Source organism: Prochlorococcus sp. MIT 1304, assembly GCF_047305015.1.
In the GTDB taxonomy this organism is placed as follows: domain Bacteria; phylum Cyanobacteriota; class Cyanobacteriia; order PCC-6307; family Cyanobiaceae; genus Prochlorococcus_A; species Prochlorococcus_A marinus_E.
This window is the reverse complement of record NZ_CP138974.1, coordinates 758,072-779,901: the sequence shown is the minus strand read 5'-3', so window position 1 is coordinate 779,901 and position 21,830 is coordinate 758,072. Positions and strand designations below refer to the sequence as shown.

The 21,830-nt window shown below is 31.9% G+C and carries 22 protein-coding genes and 2 tRNA genes; 10 read left to right on the top strand and 14 right to left on the bottom strand.

Annotated elements, in window-relative coordinates:
- Positions 1 to 65: 65 nt before the first annotated feature.
- The gene (locus SIB45_RS04260) at positions 66 to 1,550 is read left to right on the top strand and encodes a carotenoid oxygenase family protein (RefSeq protein ID WP_011862320.1); all 1,485 of its coding nucleotides are present in this window, start codon (positions 66 to 68) and stop codon (positions 1,548 to 1,550) included.
- 2 nt (positions 1,551 to 1,552) lie between these two features.
- Here SIB45_RS04260 and rdgB read toward each other — a convergent pair whose 3' ends face one another.
- Both rdgB and SIB45_RS04250 read right to left on the bottom strand, forming a co-directional pair.
- Complete coding sequence (gene rdgB / locus SIB45_RS04255) at positions 1,553 to 2,128, bottom strand: RdgB/HAM1 family non-canonical purine NTP pyrophosphatase (RefSeq protein WP_041484741.1); 576 nt, start codon at positions 2,126 to 2,128, stop codon at positions 1,553 to 1,555.
- A gap of 2 nt (positions 2,129 to 2,130) precedes the next feature.
- Positions 2,131 to 3,585: a phosphotransferase gene (locus SIB45_RS04250; RefSeq protein WP_011862318.1), complete on the bottom strand. Its 1,455-nt coding sequence runs from the start codon at positions 3,583 to 3,585 to the stop codon at positions 2,131 to 2,133.
- A gap of 80 nt (positions 3,586 to 3,665) precedes the next feature.
- Between SIB45_RS04250 and SIB45_RS04245 the strand changes: the two genes are divergently transcribed.
- Positions 3,666 to 5,084: a TM0106 family RecB-like putative nuclease gene (locus SIB45_RS04245; protein WP_011862317.1), complete on the top strand. Its 1,419-nt coding sequence runs from the start codon at positions 3,666 to 3,668 to the stop codon at positions 5,082 to 5,084.
- Here the strand turns inward: SIB45_RS04245 and SIB45_RS04240 are convergent.
- A complete protein-coding gene (locus SIB45_RS04240; RefSeq protein WP_011862316.1) occupies positions 5,070 to 5,906 on the bottom strand; it encodes a folate-binding protein YgfZ in 837 nt (278 codons plus the stop codon). The two genes, SIB45_RS04245 and SIB45_RS04240, sit on opposite strands and share 15 nt — an antisense overlap.
- Before the next feature lie 10 nt (positions 5,907 to 5,916).
- Positions 5,917 to 6,477, bottom strand: a complete 561-nt coding sequence (gene pyrE, locus SIB45_RS04235; protein ID WP_011862315.1) for an orotate phosphoribosyltransferase — start codon at positions 6,475 to 6,477, stop codon at positions 5,917 to 5,919.
- A gap of 141 nt (positions 6,478 to 6,618) precedes the next feature.
- On the opposite strand from pyrE, the gene SIB45_RS04230 reads away from it, so the two are divergent.
- The 3 genes from SIB45_RS04230 (at position 6,619) to SIB45_RS04220 (ending at position 9,033) form a co-directional block, all read left to right on the top strand.
- Positions 6,619 to 6,691: transfer RNA gene (locus SIB45_RS04230), tRNA-Ile, on the top strand.
- A gap of 18 nt (positions 6,692 to 6,709) precedes the next feature.
- Positions 6,710 to 7,978 (top strand): hemolysin family protein, encoded by a 1,269-nt coding sequence (locus SIB45_RS04225; protein ID WP_011862314.1) that lies wholly within the window; start codon positions 6,710 to 6,712, stop codon positions 7,976 to 7,978.
- 50 nt (positions 7,979 to 8,028) lie between these two features.
- Entirely contained in the window at positions 8,029 to 9,033 is a 1,005-nt protein-coding gene (locus tag SIB45_RS04220) for a Gfo/Idh/MocA family protein (RefSeq protein ID WP_011862312.1), read from the top strand.
- A gap of 26 nt (positions 9,034 to 9,059) precedes the next feature.
- Here the strand turns inward: SIB45_RS04220 and SIB45_RS04215 are convergent, their stop codons facing one another.
- A complete protein-coding gene (locus tag SIB45_RS04215; RefSeq protein WP_011375837.1) occupies positions 9,060 to 9,200 on the bottom strand; it encodes a photosystem II reaction center protein K in 141 nt (46 codons plus the stop codon).
- Positions 9,201 to 9,233: 33 nt separating this feature from the next.
- Positions 9,234 to 10,352 (bottom strand): tRNA guanosine(34) transglycosylase Tgt, encoded by a 1,119-nt coding sequence (gene tgt / locus SIB45_RS04210; protein WP_011862311.1) that lies wholly within the window; start codon positions 10,350 to 10,352, stop codon positions 9,234 to 9,236.
- 74 nt (positions 10,353 to 10,426) lie between these two features.
- Between tgt and SIB45_RS04205 the strand changes: the two genes are divergently transcribed.
- Positions 10,427 to 11,191 (top strand): adenosylcobinamide-GDP ribazoletransferase, encoded by a 765-nt coding sequence (locus tag SIB45_RS04205; protein WP_343287545.1) that lies wholly within the window; start codon positions 10,427 to 10,429, stop codon positions 11,189 to 11,191.
- Here SIB45_RS04205 and SIB45_RS04200 read toward each other — a convergent pair.
- On the bottom strand, positions 11,169 to 12,305 hold the full coding sequence (locus tag SIB45_RS04200; RefSeq protein ID WP_011862309.1) for a sensor histidine kinase: 1,137 nt from the start codon (positions 12,303 to 12,305) through the stop codon (positions 11,169 to 11,171). The genes SIB45_RS04205 and SIB45_RS04200 overlap by 23 nt on opposite strands.
- Before the next feature lie 252 nt (positions 12,306 to 12,557).
- Between SIB45_RS04200 and SIB45_RS04195 the strand changes: the two genes are divergently transcribed.
- Entirely contained in the window at positions 12,558 to 12,926 is a 369-nt protein-coding gene (locus SIB45_RS04195) for a DUF3155 domain-containing protein (RefSeq protein ID WP_011817760.1), read from the top strand.
- Here the strand turns inward: SIB45_RS04195 and SIB45_RS04190 are convergent.
- A complete protein-coding gene (locus SIB45_RS04190) occupies positions 12,923 to 13,540 on the bottom strand; it encodes an alpha/beta hydrolase (RefSeq protein WP_011862308.1) in 618 nt (205 codons plus the stop codon). The genes SIB45_RS04195 and SIB45_RS04190 overlap by 4 nt on opposite strands.
- A 33-nt stretch (positions 13,541 to 13,573) precedes the next feature.
- Here SIB45_RS04190 and purH point away from each other — a divergent pair, with 33 nt between their 5' ends.
- A complete protein-coding gene (gene purH / locus SIB45_RS04185) occupies positions 13,574 to 15,127 on the top strand; it encodes a bifunctional phosphoribosylaminoimidazolecarboxamide formyltransferase/IMP cyclohydrolase (RefSeq protein WP_011862307.1) in 1,554 nt (517 codons plus the stop codon).
- A gap of 1 nt (position 15,128) precedes the next feature.
- Here the strand turns inward: purH and SIB45_RS04180 are convergent, their stop codons facing one another.
- The 4 genes from SIB45_RS04180 to sfsA form a co-directional block, all read right to left on the bottom strand.
- Positions 15,129 to 15,689, bottom strand: coding sequence for a DoxX family protein (locus tag SIB45_RS04180; protein WP_011862306.1), 561 nt, complete (start codon positions 15,687 to 15,689; stop codon positions 15,129 to 15,131).
- Positions 15,690 to 15,792: 103 nt separating this feature from the next.
- On the bottom strand, positions 15,793 to 16,989 hold the full coding sequence (locus SIB45_RS04175; RefSeq protein WP_011862305.1) for a 4-hydroxy-3-methylbut-2-enyl diphosphate reductase: 1,197 nt from the start codon (positions 16,987 to 16,989) through the stop codon (positions 15,793 to 15,795).
- An 89-nt stretch (positions 16,990 to 17,078) separates the two neighbouring features.
- Complete coding sequence (locus SIB45_RS04170; RefSeq protein WP_011862304.1) at positions 17,079 to 18,539, bottom strand: ammonium transporter; 1,461 nt, start codon at positions 18,537 to 18,539, stop codon at positions 17,079 to 17,081.
- Between the two features lie 179 nt (positions 18,540 to 18,718).
- On the bottom strand, positions 18,719 to 19,459 hold the full coding sequence (gene sfsA / locus SIB45_RS04165) for a DNA/RNA nuclease SfsA (RefSeq protein ID WP_011862303.1): 741 nt from the start codon (positions 19,457 to 19,459) through the stop codon (positions 18,719 to 18,721).
- Between the two features lie 70 nt (positions 19,460 to 19,529).
- Between sfsA and murJ the strand changes: the two genes are divergently transcribed.
- The gene (murJ, locus tag SIB45_RS04160) at positions 19,530 to 21,113 is read left to right on the top strand and encodes a murein biosynthesis integral membrane protein MurJ (protein WP_011862302.1); all 1,584 of its coding nucleotides are present in this window, start codon (positions 19,530 to 19,532) and stop codon (positions 21,111 to 21,113) included.
- A gap of 3 nt (positions 21,114 to 21,116) precedes the next feature.
- Here murJ and SIB45_RS04155 read toward each other — a convergent pair whose 3' ends face one another.
- Entirely contained in the window at positions 21,117 to 21,401 is a 285-nt protein-coding gene (locus tag SIB45_RS04155) for a DUF3181 family protein (protein ID WP_011862301.1), read from the bottom strand.
- Between the two features lie 14 nt (positions 21,402 to 21,415).
- Complete coding sequence (locus SIB45_RS04150) at positions 21,416 to 21,667, bottom strand: hypothetical protein (RefSeq protein WP_011862300.1); 252 nt, start codon at positions 21,665 to 21,667, stop codon at positions 21,416 to 21,418.
- An 86-nt stretch (positions 21,668 to 21,753) separates the two neighbouring features.
- Here SIB45_RS04150 and SIB45_RS04145 point away from each other — a divergent pair.
- Positions 21,754 to 21,827: transfer RNA gene (locus SIB45_RS04145), tRNA-Arg, on the top strand.
- Positions 21,828 to 21,830: the final 3 nt, after the last annotated feature.

Here is a 21,830-nt window from a genome sequence, read left to right as displayed (position 1 = left end):
AATTTTTCGAATCAGCCACAATTCAGTTGATTTTTGGCGAAGATAGATAGAGCTCTTAATTTGTTGTGACTAATTTACAAGATAAAAAAATTGATAAATTTAAAAGTTTTAACAAAGAAGATTGGTCAAGTGCATATCAAAATGTAGAAAAGGAGCTAACCAAGGAGCCTCTAAAAATTAGCAAAGGTAATAATATTAAAAATTTAAATGGAACATTATTAAGAAATGGACCAGGAATATTAGAGAGAGGTGGGCAATGGGTTCATCATCCATTTGATGGTGATGGAATGATAACATCCATAAAATTCGAAAATGGTCAGCCATTCTTAACAAATAGATTTGTTAAAACTCAAGGCTATTTAGAAGAAGAAAAAATAAATAAATTTATTTATAGAGGTGTTTTTGGGACTCAAAAAAATGGAGGAATTTTAAATAATGCATTAGATCTAAAATTCAAGAATATCGCCAATACTCATGTTGTTAAATTAGGAGATGAAATTCTCGCATTATGGGAAGCAGCCGGTCCACATGCAATGGATCCTGATAGTCTTGACACTATTGGTTTAACAACATTAAAAGGAGTACTCAAGCCTAACGAAGCCTTTAGTGCACATCCCAAAACAGACCTAAACTCAAATACATCTTCAGAACTTTTAGTCACTTTTGGGGTACAAACCGGGCCAAAAAGTACCATTAGATTAATGGAATTTGATAATGCTGGTACAAATTCTGGAAAGCTCATCTTTGACAGAAAAGATACCTTTAATGGCTTTGCATTCCTTCATGATTTCGCAATCACAACTAATTGGGCAATATTTTTACAGAATGCTATTGATTTCAATCCTCTTCCATTTGTAATGGGTCAAAGAGGAGCAGCACAATGTCTAAAGTCAAACCCAAATAAAAAGGCAAAGTTTTTTTTCATCCCCAGAGAAAGTGGATTATTTAGAGGACAGCCTCCTTTAACAATAGATGCTCCAGAAGGATTCGTTTTTCATCATGTAAACGCATTTGAAAAAGATTCTAAAATCGTATTAGATAGTATTTTTTATGATGATTTCCCATCAGTTGGTCCAGACGAGAATTTTAGGGATATTGACTTTGATAAATATCCAGAAGGAAAACTGAAAAGATCAATTATCGATCTAAAGACAAAAACTTGTGAACTTGAAACTTTCAGTGAACAATGTTGTGAATTTGCTGTTGTTAATCCTAAAAACTTAGGATTAAAAGCAACTTTTAGTTGGATGGCAAGCACATCTCAAAAGCTGGGGAACGCTCCACTTCAAGCAATAAAAAAAATAAATTTAACTTCTAAAGAAGAGATTTCTTGGTCAGCAGGTCCAAGTGGATTTGTAAGTGAACCAATTATGGTTCCATCAGAAAACTCTTCAAAAGAAGATGAGGGATTTTTATTTATACTTCTATGGAACGGAGAAAGAAGAGGAAGCGATTTAGTGATATTAGACGCAAAAGACTTAAAAGAATTAGCTGTTTATGAATTACCCATTTCAATTCCTCATGGACTTCATGGATCTTGGGTTAATTGAATTTAAGAAAAAATTTCAATTAAATCTGGAATAATTTTTTTTAATGCTTTACCTCTATGACTACAAGAGTCTTTAATATCATTATTCATTTCTGCGAAAGTTAATCTGGTAGAACTCTCCTCAAAAATTGGGTCATACCCAAAACCACTTTTTCCTCTGGGGTTTAAAATTATATTGCCATGACATTTGGCCTCCGATTCAATAATCACTTCACCATTTGGTGAACATATACAAATATTAGCAATAAAGAAAGCACTTCTATTTTGAACTCCATCAAGTTCTCTTAAAACTCGTTCAATTCTCTTCTGATCATTTTCTGCATATCTAGATGAGTAAATGCCAGGCTTACCACCTAGTGCTTCAATACAAATTCCTGAGTCATCTGCTATTGAAAAATTATTCGTTTTCCTCGAAACCTCACTCGCTTTTTTAATTGCATTATCTCTAAATGTCAGTCCATCCTCTTCAACTTCTAATGATTCTGGCTGGAGTAACAATTTACAATTAACTCCAGCAAGCAATTTCTTATATTCTTCAATTTTACCTTTATTCTTACTAGCTAAATATAAATTTTTCATCCTTATTTTATTGCCATATTTATAAATTCTTGACCCCACTCTAATACCTCAATTAGATAAGATTCTTTTGGTGCTTCACAATATAACCTTAAAAGAGGTTCCGTTCCTGAAAACCTAAAAAGAAGCCAAAAATTTTTATCAATTCTCAACTTTATTCCATCGATTTTTGAGATACTTTTTAACTTGTGATTATTAATATTCTCAGGAATATTATCTATGATAAATTCTTTTACGTTATTTTTATCTGACTGATTTGGAAATTTAATATCAATTCTTTTATAAAAACTTGGACCAAAATCTTCTTGAATTTCATCTAAGGTTTCATATAAATATTGAGATTTTTCAGCAATTCCATTTAATAAAACCATCGCTGCATATAGAGCATCTCTTTCAGGCATAAATTCACCAAAACCAACTCCCCCAGATTCCTCTCCACCAATAAATATTTTTTCTTTAATCATTTTTTCAGCAATATATTTAAAGCCAACTGGAAGTTCAATAACATCTCTATTTTGACTCTCTGATATATTTTTAATAATATCTGAACCACTAACAGTCTTTAATACTGGATAAGAATTATTTTTAATTTCGCCCAAATAACTAATAAAGTATGGGAGTAAATCTTGAGTACTAGAGTATCTTCCTTTTTCATCAATTGCCGCAATTCTATCACCATCACCATCAAATATAATTCCTAAAGTTTTCACTGCATTTGTTGAATTTTTCATTAATATTTGTTTTAGATCATCTGCATAATTCAAAAGAGGTTCAGGAGGTTTTCCTCCAAAAAAAGGATCAGCATCTTTCCTGATTTCTGAAATAACTTCTAAATCATTTGAAGCAAAAATCTCAGCCATACAATTTGCAGCTGAACCATGCATAGCATCTACAAAAATTCTCAATTTCATTTTTTTTAATCTCTTGGAAATATAGTCAATATCAAAAAGGGATTTAATTCTATCTAAATGGAATTTCTTAATATCTACTAATTGATTAACACCATCTATTGTTTCAATCGAATTTCCAAGCATTAATCTTTTTTCAACTTCACTTGTAAAAAATTCGTCAACAGAACATCCATTAAAACTCTTTATTTTCAGACCTAGCCAATTATATGGATTATGACTTGCTGTAATTACTAACGCTCCTAGACACCCGACTTCTTTGGCATAGAAACTGCAAGAGGGTGTTGTAACAAAGCTATCAGATAAGATCGGTTCGAAACCACATCCTCTAATAAAAGGCACTATTTGCTTGGCGAATTCAAAAGCCATAAATCTGCGATCATATCCAATAATAATTTTCTTTGAATTAACTTCTTTATAATATTGATAATGCAACTCCTGACATGCAGCGACAACAACTCTTGAAAGATTGGATAGGTTAAAGTCAAAACCAATAATTCCTCTCCAACCATCAGTTCCAAATTTTATCTTGTCTAATTTATCAGCTGTCAAATTTGAAATTTCCTTGATTTCTTTTAATTATCTATACTAATTTATATGAGTAAATTTTAAAACCGCCCTAAAGAAATAATTTGAATTCTCTTCATTTAAAAAGTTATACAAGATGCAAAAGAAAAGCATGGCTCGATTTTAAGGGTAAAAAATCTCATGAAGTTTGGTCTCCCCATAAAGCTATAGATAAAATTAATCAGTTTAAAATTTTCTCTGAATTTTGTAATGGTGAAATATATACAGGATTAAAAGCCTGTGAAAATGGTTATCAAGGAGTAATTGGATTAAAAATCAAAGGGAATCTTTTCCAAAATATAAACGCAGAGATACTTCCACAATTACTTGTAAAGACTAAAGGTAAAAGTAAATGGGGACAATATAAATATTTACCTGCTGTTTATAAGTTAGGGCACAAAACAACAAAAGAACATTTATTCGACTTAGCTTTTTGTTCTATTCTTTTGGAATCTTTTCAAGAATCTAAAATTGAAAAAGGATTAGTAATTTCAACTTTTGATAAAAAAATTAAAGTTGAAGAAATTTATTTAAATAAAAAATTAATAAAAAAAGTTTTAAATGTTTTATTAAATTTGAATGAATGCTTGGAGGGATCTATACCAGAAATAACTGAAGATAGAAAAAAATGTACTATTTGTTCCTGGCAAAAATTTTGTGACAAAGAAGCGAAAGAAAATGGATATCTAACAGATATAGATGGGATAGGGTCCAAAACGGCCTCATTACTCAAATCAAAAGGAATAATTAATACCCAAGCATTAGCTTCGTATAATGAAAAACAACTTGGAGAGAAATTATCTAAATTCAACGATCAAAAGTATGAAAAAGCGTGCATATTTGTAAAGCAAGCACAAGCATATATCTCAGGAGAAACATATTTCATTTCTAATAAAAATAATACGGAAGATCTATTAGAAAAAATATGTTCGGGATTTTATATATTTGATATTGAGTCCAATCCAGATGAAAAGCATGATTTTTTATATGGATTTTTAAAAGTAAATAATTTATCTATAAAAAAAGAAGATCTTATTTATGAACCAATCTTAAATCTTAAAAACAAGAAAGAAGAATTTTACAGGCAAATTATTGCAATACTTTTTTCACACAAGGAATGGCCAGTCTTGCATTACGGAGAAACTGAAAAAATAGCAATAATTAATATTGCTAAAAACCTAAATTTTAGTTTTGAAGAAATTGATTCACTTGCCTCAAGATTTATTGACTTACATACCTTAATAAGAAAGTCTTGGATATTACCAATAAAAAACTATGGCTTAAAAACTGTTTCTAATTGGCTTGGATTCGAATGGGTGCAGAAAAATGTAAGTGGCTCGAAAGCACTATATTGGTGGATTCAATATCAAATTACAGAAAACGAAATATTTTTAAAAAAAATTATCCAATATAACAAAGATGATTGTTTGGCTACTCTAAAAATTGTAGAATATTTAATCAAAGATCAATTAAAGAAAAATTGATCCTACAGATTTATTGATAATAATTTTTCCAAAAATTTCCGAAAAAAAATAATTTCTTTCCTCTAAATATTTTCTTTTTATCATTGCCAAACCTTTTATTTGAGAATCTGATTTAAAAAAACTAGTGATTTTGCCTACAGAAATATCCTTGGCAGAATTTATATATAAATTTTTATCTTCAACGTCTAAATTCAAATTAGATTCTAATGATTTCCAAGTTCTTATTTCCTGTTTTAAAGAAGAAACATTTTTTATTTTTGACATTGTTTCTTGCCCTAAATAACAACCTTTATTAAAATCTATAAGATCTTTTAATCCAAGCTCAAGAGGATTATTTTTTCCGTTTATTTCCATTCCTAATGACGGTATTGCCTGATTAATCTTCAAAAGTTTTAAATCATTGGGATTTAGTAAATTTAGTTTATTTTTATATATTTCAAATTCTTTATCATCTGTTTTAAAGAAAATAGGCTGGTAAGTTCTCCATGAACAAGATTCATCAATTTCCTGAATTCTATTTATTAAGAAAGGTTCACTTAGAAATACATTATCCACTGGAAAAATTATTTGATTAAAGTAATTAATTATTTCATTAGTGTTACCTGCCAAAATAATAATTTCAAAGTTTCTTTCTAAAAAAATAATTTCAATTAATGCCCTTAGAACTCCATTTGGAGTTAACCAACAAGTTTTGATAACTTTATTTTCTGAATCAATAATATTACTTGTTGTTAATCCATTCAAAAATTTTCTGGCATCTTTTCCAGTAATAGAAAAACAATCAAATGTTTCAAGCCAAAACTTTTTTTTTATATCTTGCATTTTGAAATATTTATAAAAAGTCTTTTATTGTAAAAAGACTCTTTAATTTAACATTTTCATCTTCAAGGGCTTCTAATCCGCCTTCTTGCCTATCAACTATAGACAAAACTTCCTCAACAACATAATTATTTTCGCGTAACTTTTTTATTGCTTTTATCACTGAACCAGCAGTTGTTACGACATCCTCTAAAACAGTTACCAAAGTTCCTTCTTCTAAATTAGGGCCCTCTATTCCAGCTTTAGTTCCGTATTGTTTTATTTCTTTCCGAATTATTAAGCCATTAAGTCCTAATCCTTGCGAAGCTGCTTTGACGATTAATCCACTTACTATAGGGTCTGCACCTAATGTCAATCCTGCTACGGCTTTTGACCTTGAGTCCTTTAACTCTAAAAATAAATCACTTATTAAGTTTAAGCCTTCGCCATTTAATGACACTGGTTTACAGTTCAAGTAATGACTGCTTTTTTTCCCTGAAGATAAAGTGAAGTTTCCTTTCTTGTAAGATTTTTCAATTAACTGTTTTAACAATTTTGCTTTATTTAAATAATACTTATCCGAAAATTTTCCCATTAGTAAAAGTTAAATTTATATTTAAAGATTAGAAGAAAAAAAAGAAATCTCACAAAAAATTCCAAATGAGGTGTTTTTTGAAATATTATTTTTATATTGTATATTGAAATTCAATGTAATTAAAATTACATAAATTTCTTTGGGGGTGTAGCAATCTGGTGAATGCACCAAACTCATAATTTGGCTAAGGCGAGTTCGATCCTCGCCACCCCCATTCTTCATTTGTCATTGAATGAAAATAACTCTACTTTTATTTCTTTTATTTCTACCAGCTTTTTTCGCAGCGAGTGAACTCTCTTTTTTATTAATAAGGCCAAGTAAAGTTTTAAGGTTAATAGAAGAAAAAAAGAAAGGGGCATTTTCAATTTTAAAAATTCAAAAACGTTTTAGATCTTCACTAATTGCTTCTCAATTTGGAGTAACAATTTCATTAATTGCAATTGGATGGCTCAGCAATAACCTGGCTAATGATTATTGGAAAAGTAATATTTTATCAAATAGATTTTATGATCTTCTATTATTTTTATTTGTTGTTTTAGTTGTTACTCTTGTTTCTGGACTCATTCCAAAAGCTTTAGTAATTAACAATCCAGAATCTGCTGCATTAAGGTTAACTACAATATTCGATGCCGTGAGAAAAGCTATGAATCCTATAGTGAAAATAATAGAATTCTTTGCTAGCGCCTGTTTAGGCTTGTTCAATTTAAATAACAAATGGGATTCTTTAAACTCTGGTTTATCTGCTGGAGAATTAGAAACTCTTATAGAAACAGATAACGTAACAGGTTTAAAACCAGATGAGAAGAATATTCTTGAGGGAGTCTTTGCTTTAAAAGATACACAGGTTAAAGAAGTTATGATTCCAAGATCTGAAATGGTAACTTTGCCAAAAAATATAACCTTTTCAGAACTAATGAAACAAGTAGATAAAACTCGACATGCTCGCTTCTTTGTCATTGGTGAGTCTTTAGATGATGTATTAGGTGTATTAGATTTACGTTATCTAGCTAAGCCAATTTCAAAAGGTGAAATGGAAGCAGATACATTATTAGAGCCATTCCTTTTACCAGTAACAAAAATAATAGAAACATGTTCACTAGCAGAAATATTTCCAATAGTTAGAGACTACAATCCGTTCTTACTAGTAGTTGATGAACATGGTGGAACAGAAGGACTTATAACTGCAGCTGATCTAAATGGCGAAATAGTTGGAGAGGAAATGCTCAATAATAGAATTTATTCAGATATGAGAATGTTAGATAATTTCTCTAAAAAATGGTCAATAGCTGGAAAATCAGAAATTGTTGAAATCAATAAAAAGATAGGATGTTCAATTCCAGAAGGTACTGATTATCATACTCTTGCTGGATTTATGTTAGAAAAATTTCAAATGGTTCCAAAAATTGGCGACGTTTTAGATTTTAATAACATTAAATTCGAAGTTATTTCTATGTCAGGTCCAAAAATTGATCGTGTTAAAATAATTCTTCCCAAAAGCTAAATATGACTCCCCATAGAGGATAATGATAATTAATATATGGATTTGAAATTATGCAACCAACCTCATCACCCGTAAAGGTTGGAGTCATAGGTATAGGAAATATGGGCTGGCATCATGCTCGAGTACTAAGTTTACTCAAAGATGCCAATCTCATTGGAGTCGCAGATCCAAATGAAGAGAGAGGAAAATTAGCTATTGAGCAATTTCAATGTGAATGGTTCAAGGATTATAAGGACCTAATTCCAAAAGTTGATGCTATCTGTATCGCTGTCCCTACACTACTTCATCAAAAAGTAGGACTAGATTGTCTCAAGGGAGGTGCTAATGTTCTCATTGAAAAACCAATTGCAGCTAACGAGTTGGAAGCAAAATCTTTAATACAGGCTGCTAATGCAAATAACTGTCTATTACAAGTTGGGCATATTGAAAGATTTAATCCTGCTTTTAGAGAATTAAATAAAATAGTAAACAATGAAGAAATTGTTGTTTTAGAAGCAAGGAGGCATAGTCCTCATGCAGACAGAGCAAATGATGTATCTGTAGTAATGGATTTAATGATTCATGACATTGATCTTATTTTGGAGCTTGTAAACTCAAAAATACAAAAATTAGCAGCAGTTGGAGGAAGAAATAGCCAAGGATTAATAGATTATGTCAATGCTACTTTAGTTTTTAAAAATAATGTTATTGCAAGCCTAACTGCAAGCAAAATGAGTCACAAAAAAATTAGAAGTTTAAGTGCTCACTGCCAAAATGGCCTAGTAGAAACTGATTTCTTAAATCACTCTTTACAAATCCATCGAAAGTCTCATGAATCATACACAGCAGAGCATGGAGAATTAGTTTATAGAAATGATGGATATGTCGAAGAAGTTAGTACAACCTCCATTGAACCTCTTTATGCAGAACTGGAACATTTTCTTAAGTGCGTTCAGGGCAAGGAAATACCTGAGGTAGATGGTGAACAAGCCTCAAGAGCACTAAAAATTGCTGACTTTATAGAGAGTGCTGTAGAAAATTCTGGAGATGCGATTTTACTTGAAAATCCCGTCTAATAGTAACAATCTAAACTTTAAGAATTTTATTTAAATCCAACTGCAGCTTGCCAAACAAACACTAATAAAAAGAAAAATAAAGGAATCAGTGGAAGAACATCAACAGTTGGAGCAAAGGCCTTATAAGCCTCGGGCAATTCAGCGAATGTATTAAATAGAATGAGCACCTTTTTGATAATTTAATTAATTATGATAAGACGTTACCACGTATGGTGAGCAATAGAGGATGTTTTCCAAGGAGCGAAATCATTTGTAAAACAATTATCTCTAATTGCAGTAGAAATTGCATTGGTAAATCTTATTAAGTGAGCAATATTATGCAAACTTATGAGACTAAGACCTAATATTTCGTCATTTCTAATTAGATGATGCAAATATGCTCGAGAATAGGATTTACAGGTTTCGCATTTACAAGTTTTGTCAATCGGAGAAAAGTCATTTTTAAATCGAGCATTTCGCAAATTCAATCTTTCATCATTAAAAAATGCAGTCCCATGTCTTCCTAGTCTTGTTGGCAAAACACAGTCAAATATATCGAATCCATTAGCAACAGCTAAAGAAATTTCTTTTAAAGAGCCTATTCCCATTAAATATCTTGGTTTATTTATTGGTAAGAATTTCGGGACGTAATTAATTACACTATGTATTTCTTCGACTGCCTCACCAACACTTACACCTCCCACTGCTATTCCTGGTAGATCAAAAGAACTTGTATATTTTGCGCTATATTCTCTCAATCTCGGATACTTTCCACCTTGAACTATACCGAATAATGCTTGATTGGATTTCTGATGAGTCTCAACACATTTTTGCAACCATGAATGAGTTCTTTCTAAAGAGTCCTCAATATCATTTTCGTTAGCTGTATGCGGAGGACAATGATCAAAAGCCATTGCGACATCCGATCCAAGATCCATTTGAATCTTTATTACTTTTTCAGGTGATAAAAATACGTGACTTCCATCTCTTGGATTTTTAAATTCAACTCCTTCATCAGAAATATTATTTAATTTGGCCAAACTAAAAACTTGATATCCGCCTGAATCAGTAAGAATAGGTTTAGGCCAATTCATGAACTTATGTATTCCACCAGATGCCTTAACTAATTTTTCTCCAGGTTGTAAATGAAGATGAAAGGTATTTGAGAGAATCATTTCTGATCCTGTAGAGATTAACTGCTTAGATGAAATTCCTTTAACCGTTGCCAAAGTACCCACAGGCATAAATTTTGGGGTATTTACCTTACCATTTGGTGTATGAAATATACCAGTTCTTGCCCCTGTATTAATGCAATCCGATGTAATTTCAAATTCAAACACAATAATTTATAAAATTTTTTGATCCTTTTTCATTAATCTACCTTATTATTTAAAATTGAATCTACTTTTAACTCATCAAAAAATATTTAATAAAAAATTTTGCAGGATCTTGGATTTTCTACACGACATTTCCAAAGATACCTTTAATTAATCCCGAATTTAAAAATATTGCACAATTTGCGCCGCCTTTAGGATTTTTTATTGGAACAATACAGAGTTATATTTTTGTTTTCTTTAAAACAAACTCTTGGTCAATTTATGGCTCTGTATTAATTTGTTTAGCTTCAGGATATTTAATTACTGGCGGTCTTCACCTCGATGGTTTAATGGATACTTTCGATGGTATTTTTGCGGGCAAAAAGAAACGTTTAAAAGCCATGAAAGATAGTAAAGTTGGCTCCTTTGGCGTTCAAGCTTTAGTTTTCATAACTTTAATTCAAATTGCTTGCATTCTGAAAATTCAAACACAAATAATTTTTGTTTTACCTATATGCTTATTTTGGGGAAGATTTTCAAATTTATTTTTTATAGAAAAGTTTAAATATATGAGTTATAAGAAAAAATCTATAAGTCACAAAAAGTTTTGGAATGGATTTAAAAAAGAATCTTTGATCTCAATTATTTTTCTTTTAATTTTCATTTCATACCAATTAGTTTCAATTACATCCCAAGCACTATTAATTAAATTTTTCATTCTTATTTTGGTTGGTATTTTTCTAAGCTATTCTATCCCAAATATACTGGGTAATAAAATTGGAGGCTTCAATGGAGATGCCTGCGGTGCAAGTGTTGTACTAGTTGAAACTGCAATTTTGTTTATGCATTCAATTCTTTTATAGGAAGTTCTAAATAGAAAATATTTTTCTTCTTGAGATTTTTTAATTCTTCAGTAACATCAACCGAGTTTTTTTCCAGCAATCTCAATTTTCCTCCAATTTGTTTTGCTAATTTCCTAGCCAAAAAAAGTCCCACACCAGTGCCACCTTTCTTCTTAGCGGCAGATCCTCTAAAACCTTTTTCAAAAATTTTCTCGTTTTCATTTTTGGTTATTTTTTTACCATCATCAAATATACAAAGTCCATTACTCGTGATTTTGAGTCCAATTTCAGCATCTTTTTGGGCATATCTAAACGCATTTTCTAACAAATTGGCCACAATTTCCGCAATTACAGCATATTTTGCCTTTAAAGGAGTTATGGTCCAATCTGGCCAAAGAGTAGGTTCAGTCCAAACTCTATTCTCTAAGTCCGCATTAGCTTTACCCCTTTTTAATATTGGACTCAATAAACTTTTAACTGTTATTACCTTTTTATTATCTAAATTTGGTGGTAATAATAATCTTTCCTCTCCAATTTCTAGAGGAAGTTTAACAGGTGAATTTAATTGCGCAAAAGAATCCATATATTGATTAATTTGTTTTTGTTCTATTATCAAGCGTTCGACTATTTCAATAGAGTCATCATCTGAACCAAGTCTTTTTATTAGTAATTTTGCATATGTCCTAATTGCAGCCAATGGATTCCTTAATTGATGGATTATGGTGTTGACCTGATTTTTTAAATAATTAATTTCTTCATTTTTGTTTTGACGTTCTAATTCGATAGAGACGCATTTAGCTAAAGATATTGAAAGCGCTTTTAATCTAGAATCAAGAGATACTGGCCAATTCTCCCCTTTCAAATCAGTTTCTACTCTAAGGACACCAAGTAGAATATCGTTTTCTTGAAGCGGGTACCATCTTCTATTAGGCGATGAAACTTTTAGTGAAGGATCATCTTCTATTGATGTAAGAAGCCTATCAATTTGAGGCCATTGACCAATCATTTCAAAAGATGCTTTAGTTCCTTGCTTAGCTGAAGCAAGATACATAACTAAATTAGTCACTCCCATCGAGCAACCAAAACTCTCTAACTGTTTTAAAATTAGTTCTTCAAATTTTTTTGAAAGATTCATAATTAATGAAATTTTGAGAAATTTTTTTAAAAAAAACTTGAAAAAGGGCTTGTAAAATATGAAAAAAGTATTAAGATATATAAAGAGGTCTGACTTTAGCCAGCCTTAAATATGAATATTTAATCATATTTTAAGCTACATCAGGGGTTGATGGGTCCTCTATGTAATTTGAAGTGAATTTAAAATCACATATATAAGATTAGTAAAAATAAATAAGACTAATCTCATTAATAATTTCAGGAGTACCAATCAATGTCAAAAAAAAGAAAAAGAATCAGCAGAAGAAGATTGGCCGGCCAAAGAGTAATGGCACATGTACCTATTTATCATATCGAAACTGGCAAACATAAACCAGTTACAGCAGCAAGAAGGTTCATTGCTGAAAATGGTCTATCTGCGCCTTCGGTTTTTAATGTCAGAAGAAATGAACATACCACCGATAGGTTTTTTTGGGGTGAAAAAGGTTTATTTAGTGCTCAATATGCTGAAGAAAATCATTTTCTATTTCCATCACTAAAAGTTGTAGTTGAAGGAATTGGTGAAGAAAAAATATTTGAGGGTCTAGAACTTACTGCAGATGATTGGGAAGAGATTGAAGAATATGAATATGCTTTTGTTTAAAAAATATTACTTATATTTGAACTAATAAAATTAATTAAATTTGAATCAATTTGATGAAATCCATCGAATTCTATTAATTCACAAAATTTAGAAGACTTACATTTTACCTGTTCATAAATATTCCTAGAAGCATCTATAGGCACAACGTCATCAAATAAACCATGACTAATAATCAATGGCGAGAATTTTTCTCCTAGGGTCCAGTTGGGGTGAGGATAACCACTACAAGCAACAATTAATCCAAAATCTAACTGAAATCCCGCATCAATTGCCATTGCCGCCCCCTGAGAGAACCCCAACAAAATTGTTTTTGTTAGTGGAATCTGATCAGTATCAAATTTTTTTAATGTAACTAAAAGTTTATTTACTTCAACCTCAGCTCCATTCCAATCATGTGGGTATAATCCATACCACTGTCTTCCCTGACCGCTTGGGTGTAATCCAGGAGCCCTCAAAGAAATTACCTCAAAATCAAGATTTATTTTTTCAGTCATCTCCTTTCCAAATGTTAAAAGGTCATCTGAATCAGCTCCCCAACCATGCATCAAAATAATTCTATGAGTTGCAGTTTGAGAGCTAATCGAGACAAATTCATGATTGATAGCATATTTCATGTTTATATTCTTAAGTAAGTAAACTTTCCCATAATGTCTCCATTAGCTTTAGTAAGTGTCTCTGATAAAAAAAATATAATCCCATTTTGCAAGGAATTGATAGAGCAATTTAATTATAAAATTCTATCAAGTGGAGGAACTGCCAAACATCTTATAGATGCTAAGATTCCAGTTATTAAAGTTGCTGATTTTACAAATTCTCCAGAAATTCTTGGAGGAAGAGTTAAAACTTTACATCCAAAAATACACGGGGGAATATTAGCTAAAAGAACTGATGAGGAACACAAAAAAGATGTAGAAACTAACAACCTTGAGTTAATTGACTTAGTAGTTGTCAATTTATATCCTTTTAAAAAAACCGTAGATCAAGGAGCACAATGGGAAGATGCTATTGAAAATATCGATATCGGAGGGCCATCTATGATTCGTTCTGCAGCTAAAAATCATAAAGATGTTTCTGTTTTAGTAGATCCTAGTCAGTATCAAAATTTTCTTGAAGAAAGTAAAAAAGGTGAATTGAAAGACGCATATAAAGCAAAATTAGCCCTTGAAGCTTTTCAACATACAGCAGACTATGACACTGCAATATCTAATTGGATAAGAAAAGAAAGAGATTTACAATCTTCCAAATATATTGAATCTTATCCACTAATCAAAACCTTGAGATATGGGGAGAATCCACATCAAAAAGCTTTTTGGTACGGTTTAAGTAACATTGGATGGAACTCAGCAGAACAATTACAAGGTAAAGACTTAAGTTATAACAATCTATTGGATCTAGAGTCGGCACTTTCAACAGTTTTAGAATTTGGCTACACAGAAAAAGATGAACTTAAAACGGACATGTTTGCCTCCGTTATTTTAAAACACAATAATCCTTGTGGTGCCTCTATAAGTAATTCAGCTTCTAAAGCATTTTTGAATGCCTTGGAATGTGACTCTGTTAGTGCATTCGGAGGAATAGTTGCTTTTAATTCAAATGTTGATAGTGACACCGCTGTTCACCTCAAAGATATTTTCTTAGAGTGTGTCGTCGCTCCATCTTTTGATGAAGAAGCCTTAGAAATTTTAAAAGTTAAAAAGAATTTAAGAATTTTAAAGTTTTCAAAAGATCAACTTCCAAAAAAGAATCAAAATTCTACTAAATCAATAATGGGAGGATTACTAGTTCAAGATACTGACGATAGTCAAGAAAAAACTGAGGATTGGATTTCAGTAACTAATAAAAATGCGAATAATCAAGCTAACTTAGATCTAAATTTTGCATGGAAAATTTGTAAACACGTGAAATCTAATGCCATTGTTATTGCAAAAGACCAAAAAACTATTGGTATTGGAGCTGGACAAATGAATAGAGTTGGAGCAGCAAAAATTGCATTAAAAGCAGCTGGAAGTTTATGTTCTGATGCTGTCTTGGCTAGCGATGGGTTTTTCCCATTTGCAGATACTGTAGAACTAGCACACGAATATGGAATAAAAGCTATTATTCAACCTGGAGGAAGTCTAAGAGACCAAGAAAGTATTGATATGTGTAATTTGAAAGGAATATCAATGATATTTACCCAAAAAAGGCATTTTTTACATTAAATCATGTGGATTTTGGATAATATGTAATCTTATTAGTTTTTCTGAATAAAGATAACCGGCCTGGGCCTGCACATAGAAAGTAGAGAGAAATAGCCCCATATATAAAAGATAATTCGAAAGCATAATTATGACCTTCAACGACGGCCAAAGGAAAACCTTCTAGTCCAGTATCAAGGAGATGAAAATAAACAGCAAATGCCATGGTAGAGAATAAACCTAGAGAAGAAAGCCTCGCAAAAATCCCTAAAGCCAATCCTAATGGACATACTAATTGAGTAATTGCTGCTCCAAATGTCCAAATAACAGGATCACCTGGCAAAAATGGGAAGTACTTTCCAACTACAAACTCAGCAAAACCCTGCGGATCCTGAAGTTTTTCTAGGCCATGATGAATCATCAAAGCACAAAAACCTATCCTTAAAACAAAAATCGATAATTCTCCGAGGATATTTACTTCTGAACCTGAAGATGAATTAGCAACTACAACTTCAACTTTTTGGGGCGCTTTAGTTCTATTCATACTTGCTGTTTGAACCTGATTTGTTTGTGCTTTGTCTTCCATACTTCATTTATTTTTCATTATTGTAGTTAATAAAGTAGATCTTTTGGAATAATCTGACCAATAAATTAAAAAAACTAAGCAAATTTATAAATGAACAACAAATTCAGGAAGCAATATCAATTAACTTTTCAATAACATCTGCAACTACCTTATCAGGAGTGGATGCTCCTGAGGTTATTCCAACATTAATTTTTCCACTAGGCAGAAAATTATTTTTAAGTTCCAATTCCGATCCCAATGGTTTATGAAATATTGAGTTTTCCTTAACTGATATCCTCTCAGGCGTGTCAATGTGAAAAGAAGAAATATTTTTTGTAATTGCTATTTCTTGTAAGTGAGTAGTATTGGAAGAATTGAAACCTCCAATAACTACTAAAATATCAAGATCTTCATCAACCAAAGAGAACATTGCATCTTGTCTTTCTTCAGTTGCATCACAAATAGTATTAAAAGCTAAAAAGTGACTATTTAAGTTTTCTGGTCCAAATTTTTTTAACATCGTCCTTTCAAAAACCTTTCCAATTTCCTCAGTCTCGCTCTTAAGCATAGTTGTCTGATTTGCAACACCCACTCTTTCTAAATCTTTATCAGGATCAAATCCATTAGAACAAGCTTTAGCAAATTTATTCATAAACTCATTTCTATTACCTCTCCCCAGAATATATTCAGATACGTAGTTTGCTTCTTCTAGATCAAGTACAACTAAATATTTACCAGCAAATGAACTTGTAGCAAGAGTCTCTTCGTGCTTGAACTTTCCATGGATAATAGATGTGAAAACATGTTTTTTATGTTTTTCAACTGTATGCCAAACCTTAGAAACCCAGGGACAAGTTGTATCAATTATATGACAACCTTTCTCATGCAAGAGTTTCATTTCTTGAACAGTAGCTCCGAAAGCAGGCAGTATAACAACATCCCCATTAGAAACTAAAGAAAAATCTTTAATTCCATTTTTAGCTGAAATGAATTTTACATTCATCTTTCTTAAATGATCATTTACTGAGGGATTATGAATTATTTCGTTAGTTATCCAAATATTCTCATTTGGATAATGTCTTCTTGTTTCATAAGCCATTGCAACAGCTCTTTCAACTCCCCAGCAGAAACCGAAGGCTTGCGCCAACTTAATATTTAGTCTGCCTTTAGTATAAGTAAAACCATTATCCCTAATAGAACTTATCAAATCACTTTGGTAAGCTTCTTCTAACGCTTGAGCTCTTTTTGTTGGAGAATCGAAACCCCTTCTATTGTATCTATCAGAATGATGAAGGGATCTTCTAAAAGCTTGAGTATCCATCTTTTTATATTACAACGTTTTAAATAATTTTTCGTAAAAAAAAAGAAACCTGACATAAGTCAGGTTTCTAAAATCAATTTTCAGTTAGATTATTTAGCAGATGCAAAGTCTGGATATGCTTCCATTCCGTGCTCTCCTATATCTAAGCCTTGAGTCTCTTCCTCTTCAGATACTCGGATTCCGCCGAATAATCCTCCAATTACAGACCAGGCAATCCAGCAAGTAACTAGTGTCCAAATAGCATATGCTGCGGCACCAAGAGCTTGAACTAGAAGAAGCGTAATACCTCCACCATTGAACAATCCCATACCTGCACCATCGCCTTGTACAGCTGTACCCCAAAGACCAATAACTACAGTACCCCATACACCACAAACTCCGTGAACAGAGAATGCGCCTACAGGATCATCAATCTCAGCGGCATCAAGGGCTGCAACAGAAAATACAACGATAATTCCGCCAACCAGTCCTGCGAACCAGGCTCCAGCAAGAGTCATATCACCACAACCAGCAGTGATACTAACCAAACCAGCAAGGATTCCGTTAATTATCATTGTAAGATCAGGCTTACCAGAAGTTAATGTTGAAACAATAGTTGCACCAATAGCTCCAGCTGCTGCTGCTAAAGTAGTTGTTACAGCAACATATGGAACCCATTGATCCATTGCAAGTTGAGAACCGGGGTTAAACCCATACCAACCTATCCATAGGACTAATGCACCTAGAGTAGCTATAGCCATATTGTGTCCTGGCATAGCCTGTGGTTTTCCATCAGAGTATTTGCCAATTCTTGGTCCAAGAAGCATAGCTCCTACAAGACCTGCCCATGCTCCAACTGAGTGAACAATTGAAGAACCAGCAAAATCAACAAAACCTAAAGAATCAAGCCAACCACCATTCCATTTCCAGCTTCCAGCAATTGGATATATAAATGCAGTTAATACAACAGCAAAAACAACAAATTCTCCAAATTTAACTCTTTCAGCAACAAGACCGGAAACGATAGTTGCCGCAGTTCCTGCAAACGCAGACTGGAACAAGAAATCAACTGTTGGGACTAATCCAGCATCAGTTACCATATCTGCAGTAACTGTTGGATCAAAAAATAAGCCGCCAAAATAAAGCCAACCGTCGGCAACACTTCCTCCGTACATTAATGAATAGCCGATAAACCAATATGAAGTTACAGCTAGAGCAAATACAAAGAGGTTTTTAGCAAGGATGTTAACAGCGTTCTTAGAACGGCACATACCTGCCTCAACCATAGCGAAACCGGCGTTCATAAAGATCACTAGAATAGTAGCGATCAAAAGCCATAAATTGTTAGCAAGAAAAGCTGCATTCAACTCAGGTAAATCAGCTGCATGAGCTGAAAGATTAAAAATACCTAAACCAAACAAAGCTAGGGGAACAGTTGCAAGCCACAACATAGAGCGGTTTGAACTAAATCCTCGAATACTCCTCAAAAGGAGCATAGGTCCATTTACAAGACTTGCATCTTGAAGTTTGGACCTAGAGCGCCTTTGAGGCGTTTGCAAAGCAGTGGTCATAAAAAAAAATTAGATCTGCAAAAAAACAGTTTTACTGTTTCCTTTCAAATTTAAATTTATTCAAAAAACTTATCAGTGTCTAGTAGTTGTTGATACCAATTTTATAGTTGCACCTTAAAAAATTAAATGTTAAATTAAAAAATTTTATTTTTAGAAGTTTCAAAATATCAAGTTTTTATTTATTTCAAAGGTTTAATTCCTCTCCATGATATGTGATCTTTATGAAATTCAAAGGAACAAGGAATCGTTATCATTCCTGCACTTAAAGATTCTCTAAAAAGATTGCCGTATAAGGGATCTGCCTCATCTCCAGGGGCAAAAAAACAAGCGTCTTTTCTTGTAATACAAAGAACTAAAACACTTTTACTTTCAGGAATTAATTCCTTTAATTCTATAAGGTGTTTTTGGCCTCTTTTCGTTACTGTATCAGGGAATAGAGCAACATTTCCTCTAATCCAAGTCGTATTTTTAACCTCTATGTAAATGTTACGTTTATCAGGATTTGAAGATTTTGGAGTTAAGAAAAAGTCAATTCTGCTTTTTTTATCTTTTCCATAAGGAACTTCAGATTTAATTGTCTCTATTTCTCCAATTATTTCGTCAAGCAAATTTTTCTCAATAACCTTTTTGATTAACTTGTTTGCAAATAGAGTATTAATACCTACCCAAACCTCCTCATTTTTTTCATCTAAAACACATATCTGTTCCCAAGTAAAAGGTAATTTTCTTTTTGGAGAAGTGGAAACACTTATTCGTACTTTTGCTCCCTCACGCAAAAGTCCCTTCATTGGTCCAGTGTTAGCGCAATGAGCAGTTACGACTTCTCCACTCTCTAATGCAATATCTGCTAGATATCTTTTATACCTCTTAATTAAAACCCCTTCAATTAATGGATCAAAATCAATTATCCGATCATTCATAAATATGTCTTTAGTTAGAAATCAAATATAATTGAAACTTAAACTTATTGAAAAATTTAGACGAATCCAAATGCATTCATTTTTAAAAAATAATGTTTTTTCAATTTCGTTTGGTACTAGTCTAAGTAAATTAGCTGGATGTATAAGGCAAATATTTATAGCTGCTGCCTTTGGGGTTGGTATAACATACGACGCGTTCAATTATGCATATATAATTCCTGGTTTTTTGCTAATAATTATTGGTGGTATTAATGGTCCATTGCATAACGCAGTCGTTGCAGTTTTAACTCCGCTTAACAAAAAAAATGGAGGGATTGTTTTAACTCAAGTAAGCATAAAACTTTCAATACTATTATTAATTTTAGCCGTATTAATTTACTCGAATTCAAGTTTATTAATTGATTTATTGGCCCCAAATTTAAGTTACGAAGCTAAATCAATTGCCACTTACCAATTAAAAATACTTACACCTTGCATCCCTCTATCCGGCTTCATAGGTTTAAGCTTTGGCGCCTTAAATTCACAAAGAAAATTCTTTTTATCAAGTATAAGTCCAGCGATAACAAGCGTAACTATTATTTTTTTTATTTTATTAAGTTGGATTTTCAACCAAGAAAATACATCTTCTAATTTATTTACTTACAAGGGATTACTGGCATTTGCAACTTTAACAGGAACTTTAATTCAGTTTGTTGTTCAAATTTGGGAAATAAATAAAATTGGTCTCTTGAGATTAGAGTCAAAGTTCAATTTATTTAATGATGAAGAGAGGAGGATTTTCAAACTAATTATTCCAGCATCTATATCATCAGGTCTAAGTCAAATTAATGTTTTTATCGATATGTTTTTCGCTTCAAGTTTTCAAGGCGCAGCATCTGGACTAGCTTACGGAAACTTTCTCATACAAGCCCCCTTAGGTATATTATCTAACTCCTTGATTCTGCCATTACTTCCAAAATTTTCTAAATTGAGAAGTGAAAAAGACGAAAGAGGTCTCCAAAAACAATTGATATCTGGGATAGAGTACTGTTTCTTGACAGCTATTTTTTTAACCGGATTTTTCATAACATTCAATAATCAAATCGTTCAATTAGTGTTTCAAAGAGGATCTTTTGATTATTCAGCAACTTTAAAAGTAAAGAATATATTAATTGCTTATGCAGTTGGCATACCCTTCTATCTTTATAGAGATTTATTAGTAAGAACTTACTATTCAATAGAAAAAACAAACTTCCCTTTCAAGTCATCATTAGCAGGGATATTATTAAATATTTTTTTTGATTGGTTTTTAATTGGTGCCCCAATTAATAATTTTGGAAATCTTTCTCCATATAATTTTGGAGTTGTAGGAATAATTTTATCTTCAGTAATAGTCAACTTTATAGTTTGTATTTTTCTTTCTTTTAATCTGCGCAATGAAAATATCATTTTGACTAACTTGGAATTATTGAGGAAGATTAGCCTTATGTCATTAGCAGCATTTATAGACTGCACACTTTGTTTTACTATTCTGAAAACTACGAATAACTTCAATTCAAATCTCGCGGAATTTTTACTATTAATATTTGGAACTCTAACTTTTTTTGTAATTTATTATTTACTTACAAAATGCTTGAAAGTAAATAAATTTAAAGTTTCAAAAAAAGAGGTTTAGTTTTTAAAAAAAACTTTCCAAAATCTCCTCTAGTTCAAGAATTTGTGAGTTAGTAATTAAATTAATCAGTGGAATACTATTAACACCATCTCCTACCTTTACATTTATTGCTTTCAAACTTAATTTTGCAGCCTCAGATGGGCCCTGATCTTTATTGCTTATACATTCAATAGCAAGATGCCTAGCTAGGCCAGCGTCTCCAAGATACAAATTCCACTTTTCTATTTTTATAAAAACCTTTTCGGAAATAACATTTTCCAGATCACTTATACGTATCTGAGAGTCCATAGATATAAATTGATTTAAGTTGATTGTTTTGAAGTATCTTTAGGTTTTTTTATAATTACGAAAAGTAAATGGGAGGCCAAAAGAACTGACCAGACAATTGCAAAATTATTGAAATAGCCGATTTCATATTTAATCTCTTTTAAAAGCCACGTGCCACTCACAATCGCAGTGAATATCATGCAGTGAATAACAAAATTTACTATTCGAGAAAAATGTTTATAGATAGGATCTTCTAAATCACCATTTCCGTACCACTTTATAGGCATATTAATAATAAGATTGTTAATAATAGATATTTTACCCGAAATCTAGTTGACTAAGAGACCCTGAAACAGAGATATTACATAATTATGCGCCTGTAGCTCAGTGGATTAGAGCACCTGACTACGGATCAGGGTGTCGGGAGTTCGAATCTCTCCAGGCGCGTTT

Excerpts from the sequence above, each read along its gene's own strand:
- rdgB (WP_041484741.1), bottom strand. The coding sequence starts at position 2,128 with ATGAAAAATTTATATTTAGCTAGTAAGAATAAAGGTAAAATTGAAGAA.
- SIB45_RS04240 (WP_011862316.1), bottom strand. The coding sequence starts at position 5,906 with ATGCAAGATATAAAAAAAAAGTTTTGGCTTGAAACATTTGATTGTTTT.
- pyrE (WP_011862315.1), bottom strand. The coding sequence starts at position 6,477 with ATGGGAAAATTTTCGGATAAGTATTATTTAAATAAAGCAAAATTGTTA.
- SIB45_RS04225 (WP_011862314.1), top strand. The coding sequence starts at position 6,710 with ATGAAAATAACTCTACTTTTATTTCTTTTATTTCTACCAGCTTTTTTC.
- SIB45_RS04220 (WP_011862312.1), top strand. The coding sequence starts at position 8,029 with ATGCAACCAACCTCATCACCCGTAAAGGTTGGAGTCATAGGTATAGGA.
- SIB45_RS04200 (WP_011862309.1), bottom strand. The coding sequence starts at position 12,305 with ATGAATCTTTCAAAAAAATTTGAAGAACTAATTTTAAAACAGTTAGAG.
- SIB45_RS04195 (WP_011817760.1), top strand. The coding sequence starts at position 12,558 with ATGTCAAAAAAAAGAAAAAGAATCAGCAGAAGAAGATTGGCCGGCCAA.
- SIB45_RS04190 (WP_011862308.1), bottom strand. The coding sequence starts at position 13,540 with ATGAAATATGCTATCAATCATGAATTTGTCTCGATTAGCTCTCAAACT.
- purH (WP_011862307.1), top strand. The coding sequence starts at position 13,574 with ATGTCTCCATTAGCTTTAGTAAGTGTCTCTGATAAAAAAAATATAATC.
- SIB45_RS04180 (WP_011862306.1), bottom strand. The coding sequence starts at position 15,689 with ATGGAAGACAAAGCACAAACAAATCAGGTTCAAACAGCAAGTATGAAT.
- SIB45_RS04175 (WP_011862305.1), bottom strand. The coding sequence starts at position 16,989 with ATGGATACTCAAGCTTTTAGAAGATCCCTTCATCATTCTGATAGATAC.
- SIB45_RS04170 (WP_011862304.1), bottom strand. The coding sequence starts at position 18,539 with ATGACCACTGCTTTGCAAACGCCTCAAAGGCGCTCTAGGTCCAAACTT.
- sfsA (WP_011862303.1), bottom strand. The coding sequence starts at position 19,459 with ATGAATGATCGGATAATTGATTTTGATCCATTAATTGAAGGGGTTTTA.
- murJ (WP_011862302.1), top strand. The coding sequence starts at position 19,530 with ATGCATTCATTTTTAAAAAATAATGTTTTTTCAATTTCGTTTGGTACT.
- SIB45_RS04155 (WP_011862301.1), bottom strand. The coding sequence starts at position 21,401 with ATGGACTCTCAGATACGTATAAGTGATCTGGAAAATGTTATTTCCGAA.
- SIB45_RS04150 (WP_011862300.1), bottom strand. The coding sequence starts at position 21,667 with ATGCCTATAAAGTGGTACGGAAATGGTGATTTAGAAGATCCTATCTAT.